Origin of the sequence: Pseudomonas sp. 2822-17 (assembly GCF_002742485.1) — a bacterium.
GTDB lineage: Bacteria > Pseudomonadota > Gammaproteobacteria > Pseudomonadales > Pseudomonadaceae > Aquipseudomonas > Aquipseudomonas cyclaminis.
The window spans coordinates 126,635-143,119 of sequence record NZ_LJRZ01000500.1 but is presented as its reverse complement, the minus strand read 5'-3'; the positions used below and the strand labels follow the sequence as shown (position 1 = coordinate 143,119).

The following is a 16,485-nucleotide window of genomic DNA, read 5'->3' as shown; positions in this document are numbered from 1 at the left end:
AGTTTCCATGGCCAAAATCGCCCCGCAATTGCCAATCGAAGTCGACAGCGAAACCGGTGTCTGGACCTCCGACGCCCTGCCGATGCTGTACGTGCCGCGCCATTTCTTCGTCAACAACCACATGGGCATCGAAGAAGTGCTGGGCGCCGACGCCTACGCCGAGATCCTCTACAAGGCCGGCTACAAATCCGCCTGGCACTGGTGTGAAAAAGAAGCCGAGTGCCACGGCCTGGAAGGCGTCGCGGTGTTCGAGCACTACATGAAGCGCCTGTCGCAACGCGGCTGGGGCCTGTTCAAGATCCAGGACATCGACCTCGACAAAGGCACCGCCAGCGTCAAGCTGGAACACTCGGCATTCGTCTACGTGTACGGCAAGGTCGGGCGCAAAGTGGACTACATGTTCACCGGTTGGTTTGCCGGCGCCATGGACCAGATTCTGCAAGCGCGAGGCAGCACCATCCGTACCGTGGCCGAACAAGTCTACGGAGGCTCCGAAGAGGGCTTTGAGTCTGGCTTGTTCACCGTCAAGCCGTTGTAAGCCGAGGACCGTGCCATGGCTTTCGAAGCAATGTTCCAGCCGATCCAGATCGGCAAACTGACCATCCGCAACCGCGTGCTCAGTACCGCCCACGCCGAGGTGTATGCCACCGACGGCGGCATGACCACCGACCGCTATGTGAAGTATTATGAAGAGAAAGCCAAGGGCGGTATCGGCCTGGCAATCTGTGGCGGTTCCTCGGTGGTTGCCATCGACAGCCCCCAGGAATGGTGGAGCTCGGTGAACCTGTCCACCGACCGCATCATCCCGCACTTCCAGAACCTGGCCGATGCCATGCACAAGCATGGCGCCAAGATCATGATCCAGATTACCCACATGGGCCGACGCTCGCGTTGGGACGGCTTCAACTGGCCGACCCTGATGTCGCCGTCCGGTGTGCGTGAGCCGGTGCACCGCGCAACCTGCAAGACCATCGAGCCGGAAGAGATCTGGCGCGTGATCGGCAACTACGCCAGCGCCGCCAAACGCGCCAAGGCCGGTGGCCTGGACGGTGTGGAATTGTCCGCCGTGCACCAGCACATGATCGACCAGTTCTGGAGCCCGCGGGTCAACAAGCGGACCGACGAATGGGGCGGCACCTTTGAAGGCCGCATGAAGTTCGGCCTGGAGGTGCTCAAGGCCGTGCGCGCCGAAGTCGGTGATGACTTCTGCGTGGGCATGCGCCTGTGCGGTGACGAGTTCCATCCGGACGGCCTGTCCCACGAGGACATGAAGCAGATCGCCAAGTATTACGACGACACCGGCATGCTCGATTTCATCGGCGTGGTGGGCTCGGGTTGCGACACCCACAACACCCTGGCCAACGTGATCCCGAACATGAGCTACCCGCCGGAGCCGTTCCTGCACCTGGCGGCCGGCATCAAGGAAGTGGTCAAGGTTCCGGTACTGCACGCGCAGAACATCAAGGACCCGAACCAGGCCACGCGCATTCTGGAAGGCGGCTATGTGGACATGGTCGGCATGACCCGTGCGCACATCGCCGACCCGCACCTGATCGCCAAGATCAAGATGGGCCAGATCGACCAGATCAAACAGTGCGTCGGCGCCAACTATTGCATCGATCGCCAGTACCAGGGCCTGGATGTGCTGTGCATCCAGAACGCCGCGACCTCCCGTGAATACATGGGCGTACCGCACATCATCGAGAAATCCACCGGGCCGAAACGCAAAGTGGTCGTGGTGGGTGCCGGCCCTGCGGGGATGGAAGCCGCGCGCGTGGCGGCCGAACGTGGCCACGACGTGACCCTTTTGGAGAAAAAAGAGTTTATCGGCGGGCAGATCACCACGGCTTCCAAGGCGCCGCAACGCGACCAGATCGCCGGCATCACCCGCTGGTTCCAGTTGGAACTGGCGCGCTTGAAAGTCGACCTGCGCCTGGGTGTGGCGGCCGATGCCGCGACCATCCTGGATCTGCGTCCGGACGTGGTGGTGCTGGCGGTCGGCGGGCATCCGTTTATCGAGCAGAACGAACACTGGGGCGCCGCCGAAGGCCTGGTGGTGAGCAGTTGGGACGTGCTCGACGGCAAAGTCGCGCCGGGCAAGAACGTGCTGGTCTACGACACCATCTGTGAATTCACCGGCATGTCGGTGGCGGACTTTTTGGCCGACAAAGGCTGCCAGGTGGAAATCGTCACCGACGACATCAAGCCAGGCGTGGCGATTGGCGGTACGTCGTTCCCGACCTACTACCGCAGCATGTACCCCAAAGAAGTGATCATGACCGGCGACATGATGCTGGAAAAGGTCTACCGCGAAGGCGACAAGCTGGTGGCGGTATTGGAGAACGAATACACCGGCGCCAAAGAGGAGCGGGTGGTGGACCAAGTGGTGGTGGAGAACGGCGTGCGTCCGGACGAAGCCATCTACTACGGGCTCAAGGAAGGCTCGCGCAACAAGGGCCAGATCGACGTTGAAGCGCTGTTCGCGATCAAACCGCAGCCGTGCCTGAGCGAAGCGGGCGAGGGGTACTTGCTGTTCCGCATCGGTGACTGTGTGGCGCAGCGCAATACCCACGCTGCGATCTACGACGCCCTGCGCTTGTGCAAGGATTTCTGACCCGACACCGAACCAATGTGGGATTGGTTTCAAATGTGGGAGGGGGCTTGTCCCCGATGGCGGAGTGTCAGTTGATACAGCTGTAGCTGACCCACCGCTATCGGGGGCAAGCCCCCTCCCACATTTAGGCCGGTTTCACAGTAGACCTGTGTGGTCTGTGGGAGCTTCACCATGTTGAACACCTTGCTGCCTATTCTCTTGTTTGCCGCCCTGGGCCTCGCCGTCCTCGGCGCGCTCCGCCGCGTGAACATGTGGCGCCGTGGCCGTGCCTCCAAGGTCGACCTGCTCGGCGGTCTGTTGGCCATGCCCAAGCGCTATATGGTCGACCTGCACCACGTGGTCGCCCGCGATAAATACATCGCCAACACCCACGTCGCCACGGCGCTGGGCTTTGTCCTGTCGGCGCTGCTGGCGATTCTGGTGCATGGCTTCGGCCTGCAAAACCGCATCCTCGGCTACGCCTTGCTGCTGGCTTCGGTGTTGATGTTTGTCGGCGCCATCTTTATGTACCTGCGTCGGCGCAACCCGCCCGCACGCCTGTCCAAAGGCCCATGGATGCGCCTGCCGAAAAGCCTGATGGCGTTCTCGGTGAGTTTCTTCCTGGTGACGCTGCCGGTGGCCGGGATTCTGCCCGCCGACTTCGGTGGCTGGCTGCTCGCGGCGTTGCTCAGCGTGGGTGTGCTGTGGGGCGTGTCCGAAATGTTCTTCGGCATGACCTGGGGCGGGCCGATGAAGCACGCCTTCGCCGGTGCCCTGCACCTGGCCTGGCACCGCCGCGCCGAACGCTTTGGTGGTGGCCGCTCCACCGGTTTGAAGCCGCTGGACCTCAGTGATAAAACCGCGCCCCTGGGTGTGGAAAAGCCCAAGGATTTCACCTGGAACCAACTGCTCGGTTTCGACGCCTGCGTGCAGTGCGGCAAGTGCGAAGCGGCGTGCCCGGCGTTCGCTGCCGGCCAGCCGCTGAACCCGAAAAAACTCATCCAGGACATGGTGGTCGGCCTGGCCGGTGGCACCGATGCCAAGTTCGCCGGCAGCCCGTATCCGGGCAAGGCGATTGGCGAACACGGTGGCAACCCGCATCAACCGATCGTCAACGGCCTGGTGGACGCCGAGACCCTGTGGTCGTGCACCACCTGCCGCGCTTGCGTGGAAGAGTGCCCGATGATGATCGAGCACGTGGACGCCATCGTCGACATGCGTCGCCACCTCACTCTGGAAAAAGGCGCCACCCCGAACAAAGGCGCCGAAGTCCTGGAAAACCTGATCGCCACCGACAACCCTGGCGGTTTTGCACCGGGCGGTCGCCTCAACTGGGCGGCGGATCTGAACCTGCCGTTGCTCAGTGACAAGGGCACCACCGACGTGCTGTTCTGGGTCGGCGACGGAGCCTTCGACATGCGCAACCAACGCACCCTGCGTGCGTTCGTCAAAGTGCTCAAAGCCGCCAACGTCGACTTCGCCGTGCTCGGCCTGGAAGAGCGCGACAGCGGCGACGTCGCCCGTCGCCTGGGCGATGAAGCGACGTTCCAACTGCTGGCCACGCGCAATATCCAGACCTTGGCCAAGTACAGCTTCAAACGCATCGTCACCTGCGACCCCCACAGTTTCCATGTGCTGAAAAACGAATACGGCGCCTTCAACGGCAACTACCTCGTGCAGCACCACAGCACCTTCATGGCCGAGCTGATCGGTGACGGCGCGCTGAACCTGGGGCAGCACAAAGGCAGCAGCGTGACCTATCACGACCCGTGCTACCTGGGCCGCTACAACGGCGAATACGAGGCGCCGCGCCAAGTGCTGCGGGCGCTGGGGATCGAGGTCAAGGAGATGCAACGCTCGGGCTTCCGTTCGCGCTGCTGCGGCGGTGGCGGCGGGGGGCCGATCACGGACATTCCTGGCAAGCAACGGATCCCGGATATGCGCATGGACGATATCCGCGAGACCGGTGCCGAGTTGGTGGCAGTTGGTTGCCCGCAATGCACGGCGATGCTTGAAGGTGTTGTCGAGCCGCGGCCATTGATCAAGGATATTGCCGAGCTGGTGGCTGACGCGTTGCTTGAAGACACTGCGCCGGCGAAAGTGCCTAAACGTCCTGTCCAACAAACGTCTGCGGAGATGCACTGATGAGCGACATTATCCGCCGCGACCCACGGGCTGAGTGGATCGCCCGTAACCGTCTGCACCCGCTTCACGCGGCAATGCAGCCTGTGCAACACAGCTGGATGGGGCCCAACGGCGTTATCCGCAAAAACGTCCATGGCATGGGCTTTATCGGCCCCAACGGCATCAAGCGCATCGACCGCAGCGGCGCCCAGCAGGGCGGCGCGGCCAAGCGTACGGCGGCGGTGGAAGTGCAGTTGCCGCTGCATCAGGTGCCTGCGCCTGCGTTCTACATCAACGTGGTGCCGGACATGGTCGGCGGTCGCCTGAGCAGCCACGACCGTGACCTGCTCGGCCTGGCGCGACAACTTGCCGGTAACGACGGCGCGGTGTTGGCGGTGGTGTTTGGCGAGCACAAGGAAAGCGCGTTTGCCACCGCCGGTGTCGACCGCCTGCTGGTGCTGGATGGGCATGAGTTCGACGGTTATTCACCCGAGCAACGCGTGCAGGGTTTGCGGGCTGTGGATAACCAGTTCAACCCACGCCATTGGCTGCTGCCCGACAGCCGCAGTGGCGGGGGTGAGCTGGGTCGGCGTTTTGCCGCCAGCCTCAAGGAACGCCCGGCCACGCGGGTGTGGCAGATCAAGGGTGACGAGTGCATCGGCCGCGCCGGTGCCGGCCAGCAAGACTTGGCGCGGCCACTGCCACGCTTGATCCTCGCCGCCGTCGAATGTGCCGATCCGGTCAGCGACACGCGCCATGAAGTCTTGCCCGTGGAGTTATCCACAACCCTGGCCCGCAGCCTGCCGCGTATCGAAGACCTCGGCGCGGTGGCGGTGGACCCGGCGGCGATTCCCATGGCCGAAGCGGAGTTCATTTTCTCCGGCGGCAACGGCGTGAAGGATTGGAACCTGTTCCACCAGACCGCTGCTGCCCTGGGCGCCACCGAAGGCGCGTCGCGAGTGGCGGTGGACGACGGCTTCATGGCCCGTGATCGCCAGGTCGGCGCCAGCGGCACTTGGGTCACCGCACGGGTGTATGTGGCCGTGGGAATTTCCGGGGCGATCCAGCACCTGCAAGGCATCGGTGCCTGCGACAAGGTGGTGGCGATCAACCTCGACCCGGGTTGCGACATGATCAAGCGTGCCGACCTGTCGGTGATCGGCGAGAGCGCCGCGATTCTGCAAGCGTTGATCGATGCGGTAGAGGCCTACCGCAACGGCGCCAAGCGCGATGCGGCTTAGGGACATGACTATGACCACGAATGTAATCAGCCTGGTATCCATCGGCGCCCACCCCACGTCAGGGCGCCCGCGCCGTGCCGAACAGGATGCGCGTGCCGTTGAACTCGGCCTGCAAATGGCTGGGGATAAGTTGCAGGTGCTGCACGCAGGCAACATCGCCGAACCCACCTTGCGCAGCTACCTGGGCATGGGTTTGCCGCAACTGCATGTGCTCGAACAACCGGCTGGCGCCGACGCCTTGCCGGTGCTCAGTGACTACCTGCGCGAGGCCGGCGCCCAGGTGGTGCTCACCGGCAGCCAGGCCGAAACCGGTGAGGGCTCGGGGATGCTGCCGTTCCTGCTCGCCGAGCAACTGGGCTGGCCGCTGATTGTCGGGTTGGCTCAGGTGGAGTCCATCGAAGGCGGCGTGGCCCATGTGCTGCAAGCCTTGCCCCGTGGTCAGCGGCGGCGCCTGAAAGTGCGCCTGCCGTTTTTGGCGACGGTGGATAACGCCGCGCCGAAGCCTCGGCAGAGTGCCTACGGCCCGGCGCAGCGCGGCGAACTGGCGGCCCATGAGGTCGAAATTGAAGAAGACCGGTTATTCACCGACGCGGCGCTGCAACCGGCCAAGCCCCGGCCCAAGCGCCTCAAGGTGATCAAGGCCAAGAGCGGGGCAGACCGCATGAAGGCGGCAACGGCGAAGGCCAGTGGTGGCGGTGGGCAGGTGCTCAAAGGTGTGAGCGCCGAAGAAGGTGCCCAGGCGATTCTCAAGTTGCTCATAGAAGAAGGCGTGGTGCGCTAACCCACCAAGCCCCCTCCCACATTTTGATCTGCATAAGGTTCTGAGATTAAGGGGGCGCTGGGGCCGGCTTGGGCACCAACTCCGGCAGCGGTGGCGGCAGCGGTTGCCAGGTGGCATCCGGCTGCTGCATCGGCGGTGGCAGCGTCGGCGTGGGATCGCCGCCAATCGGTTTGAGGATCATCTTCTCGGTGGTATCGCGCAGGATCATGCCTTGTGTAGAGCTGCGCGCCTCGGTGCCGCTGTGAAAGGTGCTGATCTGGGAAATCGGCAGGTCGAGGTTGCGTTCGATCCTCGGCGTCAGCAGCAGGATGATCTCGGTTTTCTGCTGGGTATTCTGGTTCGTGCCAAACAGCTTCTTGCCGATCCACGGGATCTGGCTCAACCACGGCAGCCCCGAGCCTTCGTCGACATCCGCCGTGCGGATCAGCCCCGAGACGATCTGGGTTTCATTGTTGCGCGCGGTCAGCAGGGTCTTGGTGGCGCGTGAGCCCAGCTCGAAGGTGGCCGGTACGTTTTCCGAGCCGGGAATGCGCTTGGTGATATGGCTCATTTCCACGTTCAACTCCAGGTTTACCTCATCGCTCAGGCTGATGTTGGGCTTGACCGTGATTTGCAAGCCCACGTCCTGGTAAGACACCGACGAGGTGGTGATCTGGTTGGCCGTGGTGGTGGTGACCACGGGGATCTTGTCGCCGATGTTCACCTGGGCTTCTTCGCGGTTGCGCACCCGTACCCTGGGGTTGGCCAGAGTCACGGTGTTGCCGCTGCGCTGCAGCATATTGATGCGCGCCGAGGTGCTGCCGGAATCGAGCAGGATATTGTCGCCATTGATCCCACGCAACGCGCTGATCGGGATGCCCGCGAGCCCCGCAGGCACGTTGGCGAGGTTGCCCACGGACAGGCCGATGCTTTCCGGGTACTGGATGCCCAGGTTCAATTCGTCGGTCAGGCTGACCTCCAGCACCTGAATGTCGATGGTCACTTCCGACTGCGCGATATCAATGGCCTCCACGAGTTTTTCCACCGCGCTCAGGGTGTCGAGGCCATCGCGCACAATCACCGCGTTCAGGCGTTCGTCCACCAATACCTCCTTGGGCTTGAGCACTTGCTTGATCTCGGCGGCGATGACCTTGGGGTCGCCATGGCTAAGGTAGAAGGTGCGTACGGCCAACTCGCGATATTCCCGTTCTTTGTCCGGGCGTCGGGGGTAAACCAGAATGGTGTTGGCATTGAGGACTTTCTTGTCCAACCCTTGGGTGGTCAGCAGCAGGTTCAGGGCGTCTTCGGCGGTGGTTCGGCTCGCGGTCATGCTCGCTGAGGCACTGGGATTGACGTCCTTGTCGATGACGAAGTTGACCCCCGACAGGCGCGCAATGGTCTCGAAAATCGTGGTCAGGCTTTGGGCGCTGAACTCCAGGCTCAGGGGTTTGCGCATGGCCTCGGAGAGGTCGGCGCTGAGGTAGTCGGCACTCACCAGTTCACGGGTCAGGGCATTGCGAAAGTCCAGGGCCTCTCGGTAGTTGGGCTTTTGCGCGATGATCCGGCGCACCAGGTTGAGTGCTTCCACGGGGTTGGAACGCTTCAGTTCGTAGGCTTGTGCCAGTTGCGGGCGCAGCTGTTTCATCGCCTGGATGCTCTGGATTTCCTGGCGCGCGCCGAGGTTACTGGGGTCGTACTTGAGGATGGTTTCCAGGGCGCGGATGGCGGCGGCATCGTCGCCGCGCATCAGCGCGGTGCTGGCCTCGCGGCTGTATTGCGCCACCAGCAACTCCAGCTTGCTGTAGTTGGCGGTGCGCAATTGCACGTCGTCGGGGGCTTGTTTGGCTTCGGCTTGCAGCACTTCGACGGAGCGGATGATGTCGCCCTTCTGGCGCAACTCGTCGCTCTCCTTGATCGCCCGTTGAGTCTGGCAGGCGCTGAGCAAGGCCACGGCCAGGCTCAAGGGAACCCACGTACGTATCGCCATGATCGTGTCCTGCTCCGGTCAGTGAGTGTCCAGCCGCAAAGTGCTGGCATGCTTGAGCGGCATGTAGGTCAGCACCACAGCGGTGTCGGTGAGTTTGTCCAGGCGGTAGTGCGCGTCGAGCATCTTGCCGGGCACGATGCGCCCGGGTACCGAACAGCGGTTGCACAGCGTGTACTGGCGGCCGTTGCCCTGAAGCACGACGATTTTCGATTGGCTCTCATAGCGCCACTGCGCGCTGACGGTGAAGGGCAGCGGTGGCGGCTTGGGCGGTGAAGTGTCGACGGGGGCAACGGGCGGTGGCGGTGTCCAGGTTTGGGCGGGGAACAGGTCAACCGTTTCGACCACGGGCGTGTCCGCTTCGACAGCAGGAGCTGGCAAGGCGGCTACCGGCGGGCGGATTACCGCTGTTGATGCGGTGTCGGGGCTGTTTGCGTTGTCCTGCCAGAACAGCCAGCCGCAGCCGATCAGGGTCAGCACTAACAGCACGCGCAAATACGGCGACAGTTTCATTGCGTCACCCCCAGTACGCTCACCTTGAGGGTGATATTCAGCATGCCGCTGGTGATGTCCTTGCGCTCCAGAGTCAGGTGCTCGATGCGTACGGCCGGCTCTTTGGCGACGTCGGTCAGGGCGTCGCGCAGCAGGGTGTACGGGCCGGTAAGCGGAATGTCCACGTCCAGGCGTTGTATCCCGCTGTCGCCGGGGGCGGAGTAGGCGAGCGTGGTTTGTTTGATGATAAAGCCGCGTTGAGTGAGAACGCCCAGCAGCTTTTCCAGGCGCGGTGCAAAGTCGTCTGCGCTGGGCAGTCGCTCGACCACGACCGGCTCGGTGACCTGCACCTCCTGTGGCTGCTCGTCGATGCCGGCCTGTATTTCCTGGCGACGCATGCGGTCGGTAGCGCATGCCGGGTAAATCACCGCCACTTCGATCACCAGTGTCGTGAACATCACACCCAACGCCAGCAAGCCCCAGAAGCCCAGGCGCTGTTGGCACTGCATCAGTTGCCAGCGCAGACGTGGCAGGTAGCGAGTGAGGGTGTCCATGGCTGGCTATCCTGATCCAACGCTGAGTTTGACCTGCACCGGGTGCTGCGGATCATCGGGTTTGAGCGCGCTTTGTTGCAGATGTACCTGTACCCCTGGCCGGGCCTTGAGCCGGTCCACGAAGCGAAACGCATCACCCAACTGCTTGGCTTCCAGATCCAGATGAATCAGTTGGGCCTGGGTGTTGACCTCGACACGGGTCAGGGCGATTTCTTTCGACCAGGCCTGGGCCACGGCATCCATCAGGGCGAAGGGGCTGGCCTTCTGTTGGGCGAAGGCTGCCAGCTGTTTTTTCTGCTGGGGCGACAAGCGAATGGCCGCCTGGATCAACTGCTCCTGGCGGCGGGTGAGTTGGATAAAGTGTTGCTCCAGTTCATCGGTCTTTTGCTGTTGGTACTCCATGTGTTGCCACTGTCGCCAGAGGCCGAACATCATTACCGCAACCATCAGCCAAAGCGCAGTCACCAGTGGCCGAAGCGTCGCCGTGGCGTGTTGGAAATCAACGGCGGGTGCACGGCGGGCGCGCAGCCGTTGCCAGGCACTGACGAGCCTGGTTCTCATGCTGTCGATGCCTCCAGCCAGGGGTGCACGGGGCCCAGGCGATTGTCCGCAGGGTTATTGGTGACGACCAGCGGGGTCAGCGCGTGCCGCTCGACCAGCAGGTCGGCGGTGAACAGGTTGTCGCTCAATGTGCTGCCTGGTTGGGTCGCAATCACGCACAGCTGCTCGATTGCGCCCTGTTGTCGGTAGAGGCAACTGAGGCTGTCGGCTTCGGGCACGGCCAGTACGCAGTCGTCGGGCAATTGTCGCCAGTACCGCTGCGCCACGGCGGTCAGCAACGGCGTACAGGTGACCAGGGGCAAGCGGTGCAGCTTGAACAGGTCGCGCAGGTCTTGCAGCAGCTCCCGTGAGGTCGCGACCGCGACACAAGCCTGGCCGAAGTTACCGTTGGCGGCTTGCACCTGCCAGTGCTCAGGGTCGATGCCGACCTGTTGGCTGAAGGTGGCTTCGGCAAATGCCTGCCAATCGCCTGCGCTGTACAGGCCGGTTTGCCACGGCAATATCAGGTAGTGCACATGGGGAAAGCCCAGCAGCACGGTGGCCCGGTCCAGAAAGCCCACGTGGCCCCGAGGTGCCTGTTCCAGCAGTGCGGCGCAAGCGGCCAATGGCTCGCCGGTGTGCTGCGCGTGCCAGATACGTGCACCGCGCCAGCGTGGGCGAGCCGCCCATTCGGCGCTGGCACTGTGCAGCGCCACCACGTGCTCAATAAAGGGAAATGACACGGTGAACCTCCTTGAGCGTGGTCTCGCCCTGGGCCGCATGGGCCAGGGCGATATCGCGGATAAACACGTGGCCGGCTTCACGGGCCAGTTCGCGCAAGGTGGCGGCCGAACTGCGGTTGAGCAGGCCCTCCTTGATGCTGTCGGTCAGGGTCAACACTTCGGCCAGCGCGAGCCGACCGCGATAGCCGGTGTGGCGACAGGCCTCGCAGCCTTTTCCTATGCGGTAGTGGCCTTGTTTGAGCTGGGTCTCGGGCAGTTGGGCGAGGTGGGCGATGTCTGGATCGGGGGTAGCGTCTACGCCGCAGTCCGGGCAGATGCGCCGAACCAGGCGTTGGGCAACCACGCCGTTGAGGGCTTCGACAAAACTGGCCGGGTCCACGTCCATGTAGGTAAAGCGCTCCAGCACGCTGAACGCGCTGTTGGCGTGCACCGACGACAGCACCAGATGCCCGGTCAACGCGGCTTGCACCGCAATGCCTGCCGTTTCCCCGTCGCGGATTTCCCCGACCAGAATCGTGTCCGGATCGTGGCGCAGGATCGAGCGCAGCCCACGGGCGAAGGTAAGACCTTTCTTGTCGTTGACCGGGATTTGCAGCACGCCGGGCAGTTCGTACTCCACCGGGTCTTCAATGGTGATGATCTTTTTCTCGCCGGTATTGGTCTCCGACAACGCGGCGTACAGCGTGGTGGATTTGCCACTGCCAGTGGGGCCGGTCACCAGCAGCATGCCGTAGGGTTCGCTGGCGAGTACGCGGATGCGCGCAATGGTGTCGGTGGCCAGGCCGAGGTTTTCCAGGCTCAGCGACTCGCCGCGCTGGGATTTGTCGAGAATCCGCAACACCGCATCTTCACCGTGGATGCTGGGCATGATCGACACGCGAAAATCCACCTCGCGGCCCTGGATTTTCATCTTGAAACGTCCGTCCTGGGGCACCCGTCGCTCGCCGATGTCCAGCTCCGACAACACCTTGATCCGCGACAGCGCCTGCTCGGCCATGTCCATGCCGCCGGCTTGGCCCATCTGCTGCAACACACCGTCGATGCGGTACTTGATCACCAGACCCTGCGGTGTGGTTTCCACATGGATGTCGCTGGCGCGGCTTTGCAGCGCATCGAACAGCATGGAGTTGACCAGGCGCACCACCGGGTTGTCGTCGCGGGCGATGCTGCTCAGGGATATTTCCTGGGCGGACTGGCCGACGAGGGCGCTTTCAGCGTCGTCGCCAAATGGCTGCATCACCCGTTGGCTGGCTTCGGCCGCAGTCAACTGGGCCTTGACCGCGCCGGGCAGGCTCATGGCCAGGGGCAGTTGGCGCAAGGTCTTGGAGGACTGCAGCCAGTGTCGGCTGGCCAAGGTGAATGGATCTCCCAGCACCAGGCACGGCTGGCCGTGGTTATCCACAGGCAATACGTTATGGATCAGTGCCTGGGGCAGCGCCAGTAGATCGAAACGCCAGTCTTCATTGAGGTGTTCCGGGGCGATGGCGAGCAGGCCAAGGGGCTGGGCGATCGTCGGTAATTGGTCGGGCGCCTTGTCCAGCACCTCCAACAAGTAGTTGGACAAGCTCATGCCCCGTTGCGTCGCAAGCGCTTGCCATTGCCGTGTCTGCTCGCTCATCGCGCTACCCCTGGATGGAACCTGCCAGTTCGAAAATCGGCATGTACAGCATGAACACGATCAAGCCGATCAACCCGCCTACGACCAGCATCAACAGCGGCTCGAAGACCTTGCTGAACAGCTCGATGGCCCGCTCCAGTGCCTCGTCGTGAAACTGCGCGATCCGTTCGCACATGGCCGCCAGCTCGCCGCTTTGCTCACCCACCCGCAACAGGCGTTCGGCGACAGCGGTGGTCAGTTGATGGCGGGCCAGGGCGGTGGAGAGTGGCTGGCCGGCCTGGATGTCGCTCAGGGCCTGGCGCAGGTCCGCCTGGCGCTCCACGGGCAGCAACGCACCGGACAGCTCCACCGCCGTAACCACCGGCATCCCGCCCATCAGCAACATGCCGGCCGTGCGATAAAACCGCGCGAGGATAAACAGCGTGCGCTGGGCGCCCAGGCTGGGGATCTTCCAGAACAGGCCCGCTGCGCGACGCTTGAACCCGGCGCTGCGAAACATCAGGACCAGTGCCGCGATGGCCAGCGCCAGGCCGATCAGTAACTCCATGCCTCGCGCATCCACCAGCGCGCCCCACCACACCATGAAGCGTGCGGTGGCTGGCAGGTCGTTGACCGCATCGAATACCGAGGCGAAGCGCGGAATCACGAAGAACAGCAAAAACAGCAGGATCAACGCGCCCACGCTGAGCACCACCAAGGGGTACATCAGGGCGCCGCTGACGCGCTTTTTGACGGTTTCCAAATGCGCTTCGAAATGATGGTAACGGCGCAAGGCCACGGCCAATTGGCCGCTGTGTTCGGAGGACGCCACGGTGGCAATCAGCAGAGAAGGAAACGTCTGCGGCCTGAGCTGCATCGCCCTGGACAGCGAGTTGCCTTCGTACATGGAGGCCAGCAGATCGCTCATGACCTGGCGGTTGACGCCCGCTGGCGCCTTGTCGCGCAGGGTTTCCACCGCTTCCACCAGCACCAGGCCGGCGTCCAGCAGCACCACCAGTTCCTGGATAAACAGGCCGAGGGCAAACCTGGCGCGTCGACTCGGCAGAGTGAACGCGCGGCGCGCCTTCAGCGAAATGACCTGGGCGCCGTCGGCCTGTAATTGCTGGCGTGCCTGGGGCAAATCGAGGGCTTGCAGACGCAGCGTCTGCAAATGGCCGTCGCGAATGATGCGGGCGTCGATGTCGATCATGGGGTTTGCCTGGCCAGTTGCTGGCGTTGTTGCAGCAACTCGCCGTAGTAGCGCCACACGGCCAGGGCATAGCGCGAGCGCCGTGCTTCACGGTCCGGCTTGGCCCCGGCGTTATACGCGCCCACGGCCTGCCAGCCATAACCTTGCTCGCGGATAAACCCGGCAAGAATCCACGCACCCACCATGACACTGGTGCAGGGCTGGGTGATCAAGTGCTGTTCGGTGATGCCGAACCGCGCCAGTGCCGGCAAGTGACGGCTGTTGATCTGCATCAGGCCGATGTCCTGGCTGCCATCGCTGTTGACGTTGCGAGCCATCGGGTTGAGACCGGATTCGACCCTGGCGATGGCGTACAACAGGAGCGGATCGACGTGGTAACGACTGGCTGCCAACTGCCAGCAGTTGGCCTGGGCGATGCCCGACAGACAAAGCAGGGTCAGGGCCATCCGCAGCGTGCGCATGGCGGGTCACAGCCCGTACACGATGTCGGCGTAAGTGTTCACACCGCCGGCCTTGCCATCGCGACCCAGGGAAATGATCTCTGCATCGTTGGGCGGGGCGCCGGGGTTTTTGTACAGGTAGGGGTTGCCCCAAGGGTCTGGCGGCAGCGTTTTCAGGTACGGTCCCTGCCAATTGTTCGCGTTGGCAGGGCGCGTGCTCAGCGCATTCAGGCCGAGTGTTTCGTCGGGGTAGTTGCCGTTGTCCAGGCGGTACTGGTTCAGGGCGTCGGCAAGGGACTTCATCTGGCCCTGGGCCGTTTGCACTTTGGCCAGTTCCAGGCGATCGAACATCTTGGGGCCGACATAGCTGGCGAGCAGGGCGATGATCAGCAGGACGACCAGCAGCTCCAGCAACGTGAAGCCGCGTTGGGCGCTGTGGATAAGTGTGAGTGTGCGCATGGAGATACCCTGTGGGAGTGCCAAGGTACGGCGGTTGTGTGTAACTCTCCCGGCCCGCTGTTGTGCGGGCACCGCCGGTAGAACTGCATACTGTATAGAGGACGTGTCAATCAACTATAGCAACGATTTCGAGAGCAGAGAGCGCCGCACCTGGGTGCGGCGCAAAGTCACCCCGTTCAGCTATTTGACATCCCAGGCGCGCTGCCAGAACGTAGAGCCAGGTTTGCCTGGTTCGTTTTCATTCTGCCCGCACCATGCGCCCGCAGATCCCTCTTTGCACTCAAACTTCATTCCATAATTGGAGACTTTCGAGCCGCTGCGATAGCCGCCGTCTTTTACCCAGGCTGGATATTCGTCGTCATCGCCGTCTGGCGTCACCGTAAAGTCCAACACCGCCTGGTTGATTTTGCCGTTTTGCTGGTCGCGAACAAGCAGGCGTGCCTTGAACGGAGTTGCCTGTGTGACGCTGATTGCCTTGCCGCTGATGGTCGAGCCGTTCTGTGCGCCTGTCATCCCTGGCACTGCCCACTCATAGAGTAAAGATCCATTGCTACCAGTTGATCCTGCTCCGCTGAACGTAAAGGCTTGTCCCGATTTCAACGTTGTCGGGCCCGTGATTCGTGCTACAGGCGGTGCCGGATTAACAGGGCCTGGGTCCTCACCTGGCATGATTGACATCGCCTGTGTGTAACCTTTGTTGGTGACATAGGTCGAGTTGATCAGTGGGTTGGCTTGATTGAACCTGATTGTCGTGCCCTCCAACTCGCCAATCCTGGCGATGGAAGGGTTGACTTTATCGGCGATTTCTTTCCCCCACTGACTGGGGGCTTCATTAGAAGCTGTAAGTTTATGGATGATGTTGACCAGTTCCGTTCTCGCCGCGTCGATACCAAAGATCCTGAAATGCACGGAGTCTCCGCGCTTGGCCGTTTGCATATCGGCAGTGATGAATGAACCAATGTTGTGTGGTTCTTCAGGCACGCCGCCTCCTTGGTAATTCACATCCGAGCACGAGATAAAAAATTCGCCATTGGGGTCATTCCGTACCCATATACCCACGATCAACCCACTTCCCGACACATCACTCGGGATTGTTCTAACTATTTCAAAGTAACCCGAAGCCCCGGCGATTCTTGGCGGGGTCTGCCAGTTTTCTTTAGCGACGGTAAACCGCTCTTCCGGGCCCAGCGGTACCAGATCACTCCATTTCAATATATCCGTAGCCGTATCGAAGCCGGGTCGGCTCGTAAATGCATAAAACTTGCTCGGCACATGGGGTGCAGTGCCGATAAGTCGCATCGTGAGTGATTGCCCAGGCATGACCTCCGTCTTTGTCCAATAGGGCGTTGGCTTATCCAGGCTGGCTTTCCTGTGATCATTGGCGGAGCAGATCTGACCATCTTTGATGATGGCCTTGATCTGATCCAAGGATGGGTTATTGATCTCTGGAATATGGGCAATCTCATTCCATTGCTGCGCGGGGAATACTTTCGCGGCCGAGCCGTTAAATATCTTTGCGGATTCTCGGCAGCCTTTGTCGACGATGGAGGAACCATCCTCAGATTGCCAGTAACCGCCGGTCGCCTGGCAGTTCACCGCGCGTGATGCCGGGAAGTCCAGCGCACCATGTGCCCAGCTCAAGGCGGGTGCCAGAAGCACGGTCGCCACCGTCCATTTGAAAAGTCTCTTCGTATACTTATTCATGCTCTAGTCCACCTTCAATTCAGATAAACAAGTTCCGAACTGCT

15 protein-coding genes are annotated in these 16,485 nt (G+C 62.2%); 5 read left to right on the top strand and 10 right to left on the bottom strand.

Going from position 1 to position 16,485, the window contains the following annotated elements; all coding sequences use genetic code 11:
* Window positions 1–7: 7 nt before the first annotated feature.
* The 5 genes from AOA60_RS19075 (at window position 8) to AOA60_RS19055 (ending at window position 6,739) form a co-directional block, all read left to right on the top strand.
* Complete coding sequence (locus AOA60_RS19075; RefSeq protein WP_099585756.1) at window positions 8–538, top strand: DUF5943 domain-containing protein; 531 nt, start codon at window positions 8–10, stop codon at window positions 536–538.
* A 15-nt stretch (window positions 539–553) separates the two neighbouring features.
* On the top strand, window positions 554–2,614 hold the full coding sequence (gene dgcA / locus AOA60_RS19070) for a dimethylglycine demethylation protein DgcA (protein ID WP_099585755.1): 2,061 nt from the start codon (window positions 554–556) through the stop codon (window positions 2,612–2,614).
* 171 nt (window positions 2,615–2,785) lie between these two features.
* Window positions 2,786–4,738 (top strand): dimethylglycine demethylation protein DgcB, encoded by a 1,953-nt coding sequence (gene dgcB / locus AOA60_RS19065; protein WP_099585754.1) that lies wholly within the window; start codon window positions 2,786–2,788, stop codon window positions 4,736–4,738.
* On the top strand, window positions 4,738–5,958 hold the full coding sequence (locus tag AOA60_RS19060; protein WP_099585753.1) for an electron transfer flavoprotein subunit alpha/FixB family protein: 1,221 nt from the start codon (window positions 4,738–4,740) through the stop codon (window positions 5,956–5,958). The genes dgcB and AOA60_RS19060 overlap by 1 nt, the downstream gene beginning before the upstream one ends.
* Before the next feature lie 10 nt (window positions 5,959–5,968).
* Window positions 5,969–6,739, top strand: coding sequence for an electron transfer flavoprotein subunit beta (locus tag AOA60_RS19055; protein ID WP_099585752.1), 771 nt, complete (start codon window positions 5,969–5,971; stop codon window positions 6,737–6,739).
* 46 nt (window positions 6,740–6,785) lie between these two features.
* On the opposite strand, the gene AOA60_RS19050 is transcribed toward AOA60_RS19055, so the two are convergent.
* The 10 genes from AOA60_RS19050 to AOA60_RS19005 all read right to left on the bottom strand — a co-directional run bounded on the left by AOA60_RS19050 (window position 6,786) and on the right by AOA60_RS19005 (window position 16,441).
* Window positions 6,786–8,705: a secretin N-terminal domain-containing protein gene (locus AOA60_RS19050; RefSeq protein WP_099585751.1), complete on the bottom strand. Its 1,920-nt coding sequence runs from the start codon at window positions 8,703–8,705 to the stop codon at window positions 6,786–6,788.
* Between the two features lie 18 nt (window positions 8,706–8,723).
* Entirely contained in the window at window positions 8,724–9,215 is a 492-nt protein-coding gene (locus tag AOA60_RS19045) for a hypothetical protein (protein WP_099585750.1), read from the bottom strand.
* Complete coding sequence (locus AOA60_RS19040) at window positions 9,212–9,748, bottom strand: hypothetical protein (protein WP_099585749.1); 537 nt, start codon at window positions 9,746–9,748, stop codon at window positions 9,212–9,214. The genes AOA60_RS19045 and AOA60_RS19040 overlap by 4 nt, the downstream gene beginning before the upstream one ends.
* 6 nt (window positions 9,749–9,754) lie before the next feature.
* The gene (locus tag AOA60_RS19035; RefSeq protein WP_099585748.1) at window positions 9,755–10,309 is read right to left on the bottom strand and encodes a hypothetical protein; all 555 of its coding nucleotides are present in this window, start codon (window positions 10,307–10,309) and stop codon (window positions 9,755–9,757) included.
* Entirely contained in the window at window positions 10,306–11,031 is a 726-nt protein-coding gene (locus AOA60_RS19030; RefSeq protein ID WP_099585747.1) for a hypothetical protein, read from the bottom strand. Before AOA60_RS19030 ends, AOA60_RS19035 begins: the two co-directional genes overlap by 4 nt.
* Complete coding sequence (locus AOA60_RS19025) at window positions 11,012–12,649, bottom strand: GspE/PulE family protein (RefSeq protein ID WP_099585746.1); 1,638 nt, start codon at window positions 12,647–12,649, stop codon at window positions 11,012–11,014. Before AOA60_RS19025 ends, AOA60_RS19030 begins: the two co-directional genes overlap by 20 nt.
* Window positions 12,650–12,653: 4 nt before the next feature.
* A complete protein-coding gene (locus tag AOA60_RS19020) occupies window positions 12,654–13,838 on the bottom strand; it encodes a type II secretion system F family protein (RefSeq protein WP_099585745.1) in 1,185 nt (394 codons plus the stop codon).
* A complete protein-coding gene (locus AOA60_RS19015; protein WP_099585744.1) occupies window positions 13,835–14,299 on the bottom strand; it encodes a transglycosylase SLT domain-containing protein in 465 nt (154 codons plus the stop codon). The genes AOA60_RS19020 and AOA60_RS19015 overlap by 4 nt, the downstream gene beginning before the upstream one ends.
* Before the next feature lie 6 nt (window positions 14,300–14,305).
* Entirely contained in the window at window positions 14,306–14,737 is a 432-nt protein-coding gene (gene gspG / locus AOA60_RS19010) for a type II secretion system major pseudopilin GspG (RefSeq protein ID WP_099585743.1), read from the bottom strand.
* A gap of 180 nt (window positions 14,738–14,917) precedes the next feature.
* The gene (locus tag AOA60_RS19005; RefSeq protein WP_099585742.1) at window positions 14,918–16,441 is read right to left on the bottom strand and encodes a lytic polysaccharide monooxygenase; all 1,524 of its coding nucleotides are present in this window, start codon (window positions 16,439–16,441) and stop codon (window positions 14,918–14,920) included.
* Window positions 16,442–16,485 lie beyond the last annotated feature (44 nt).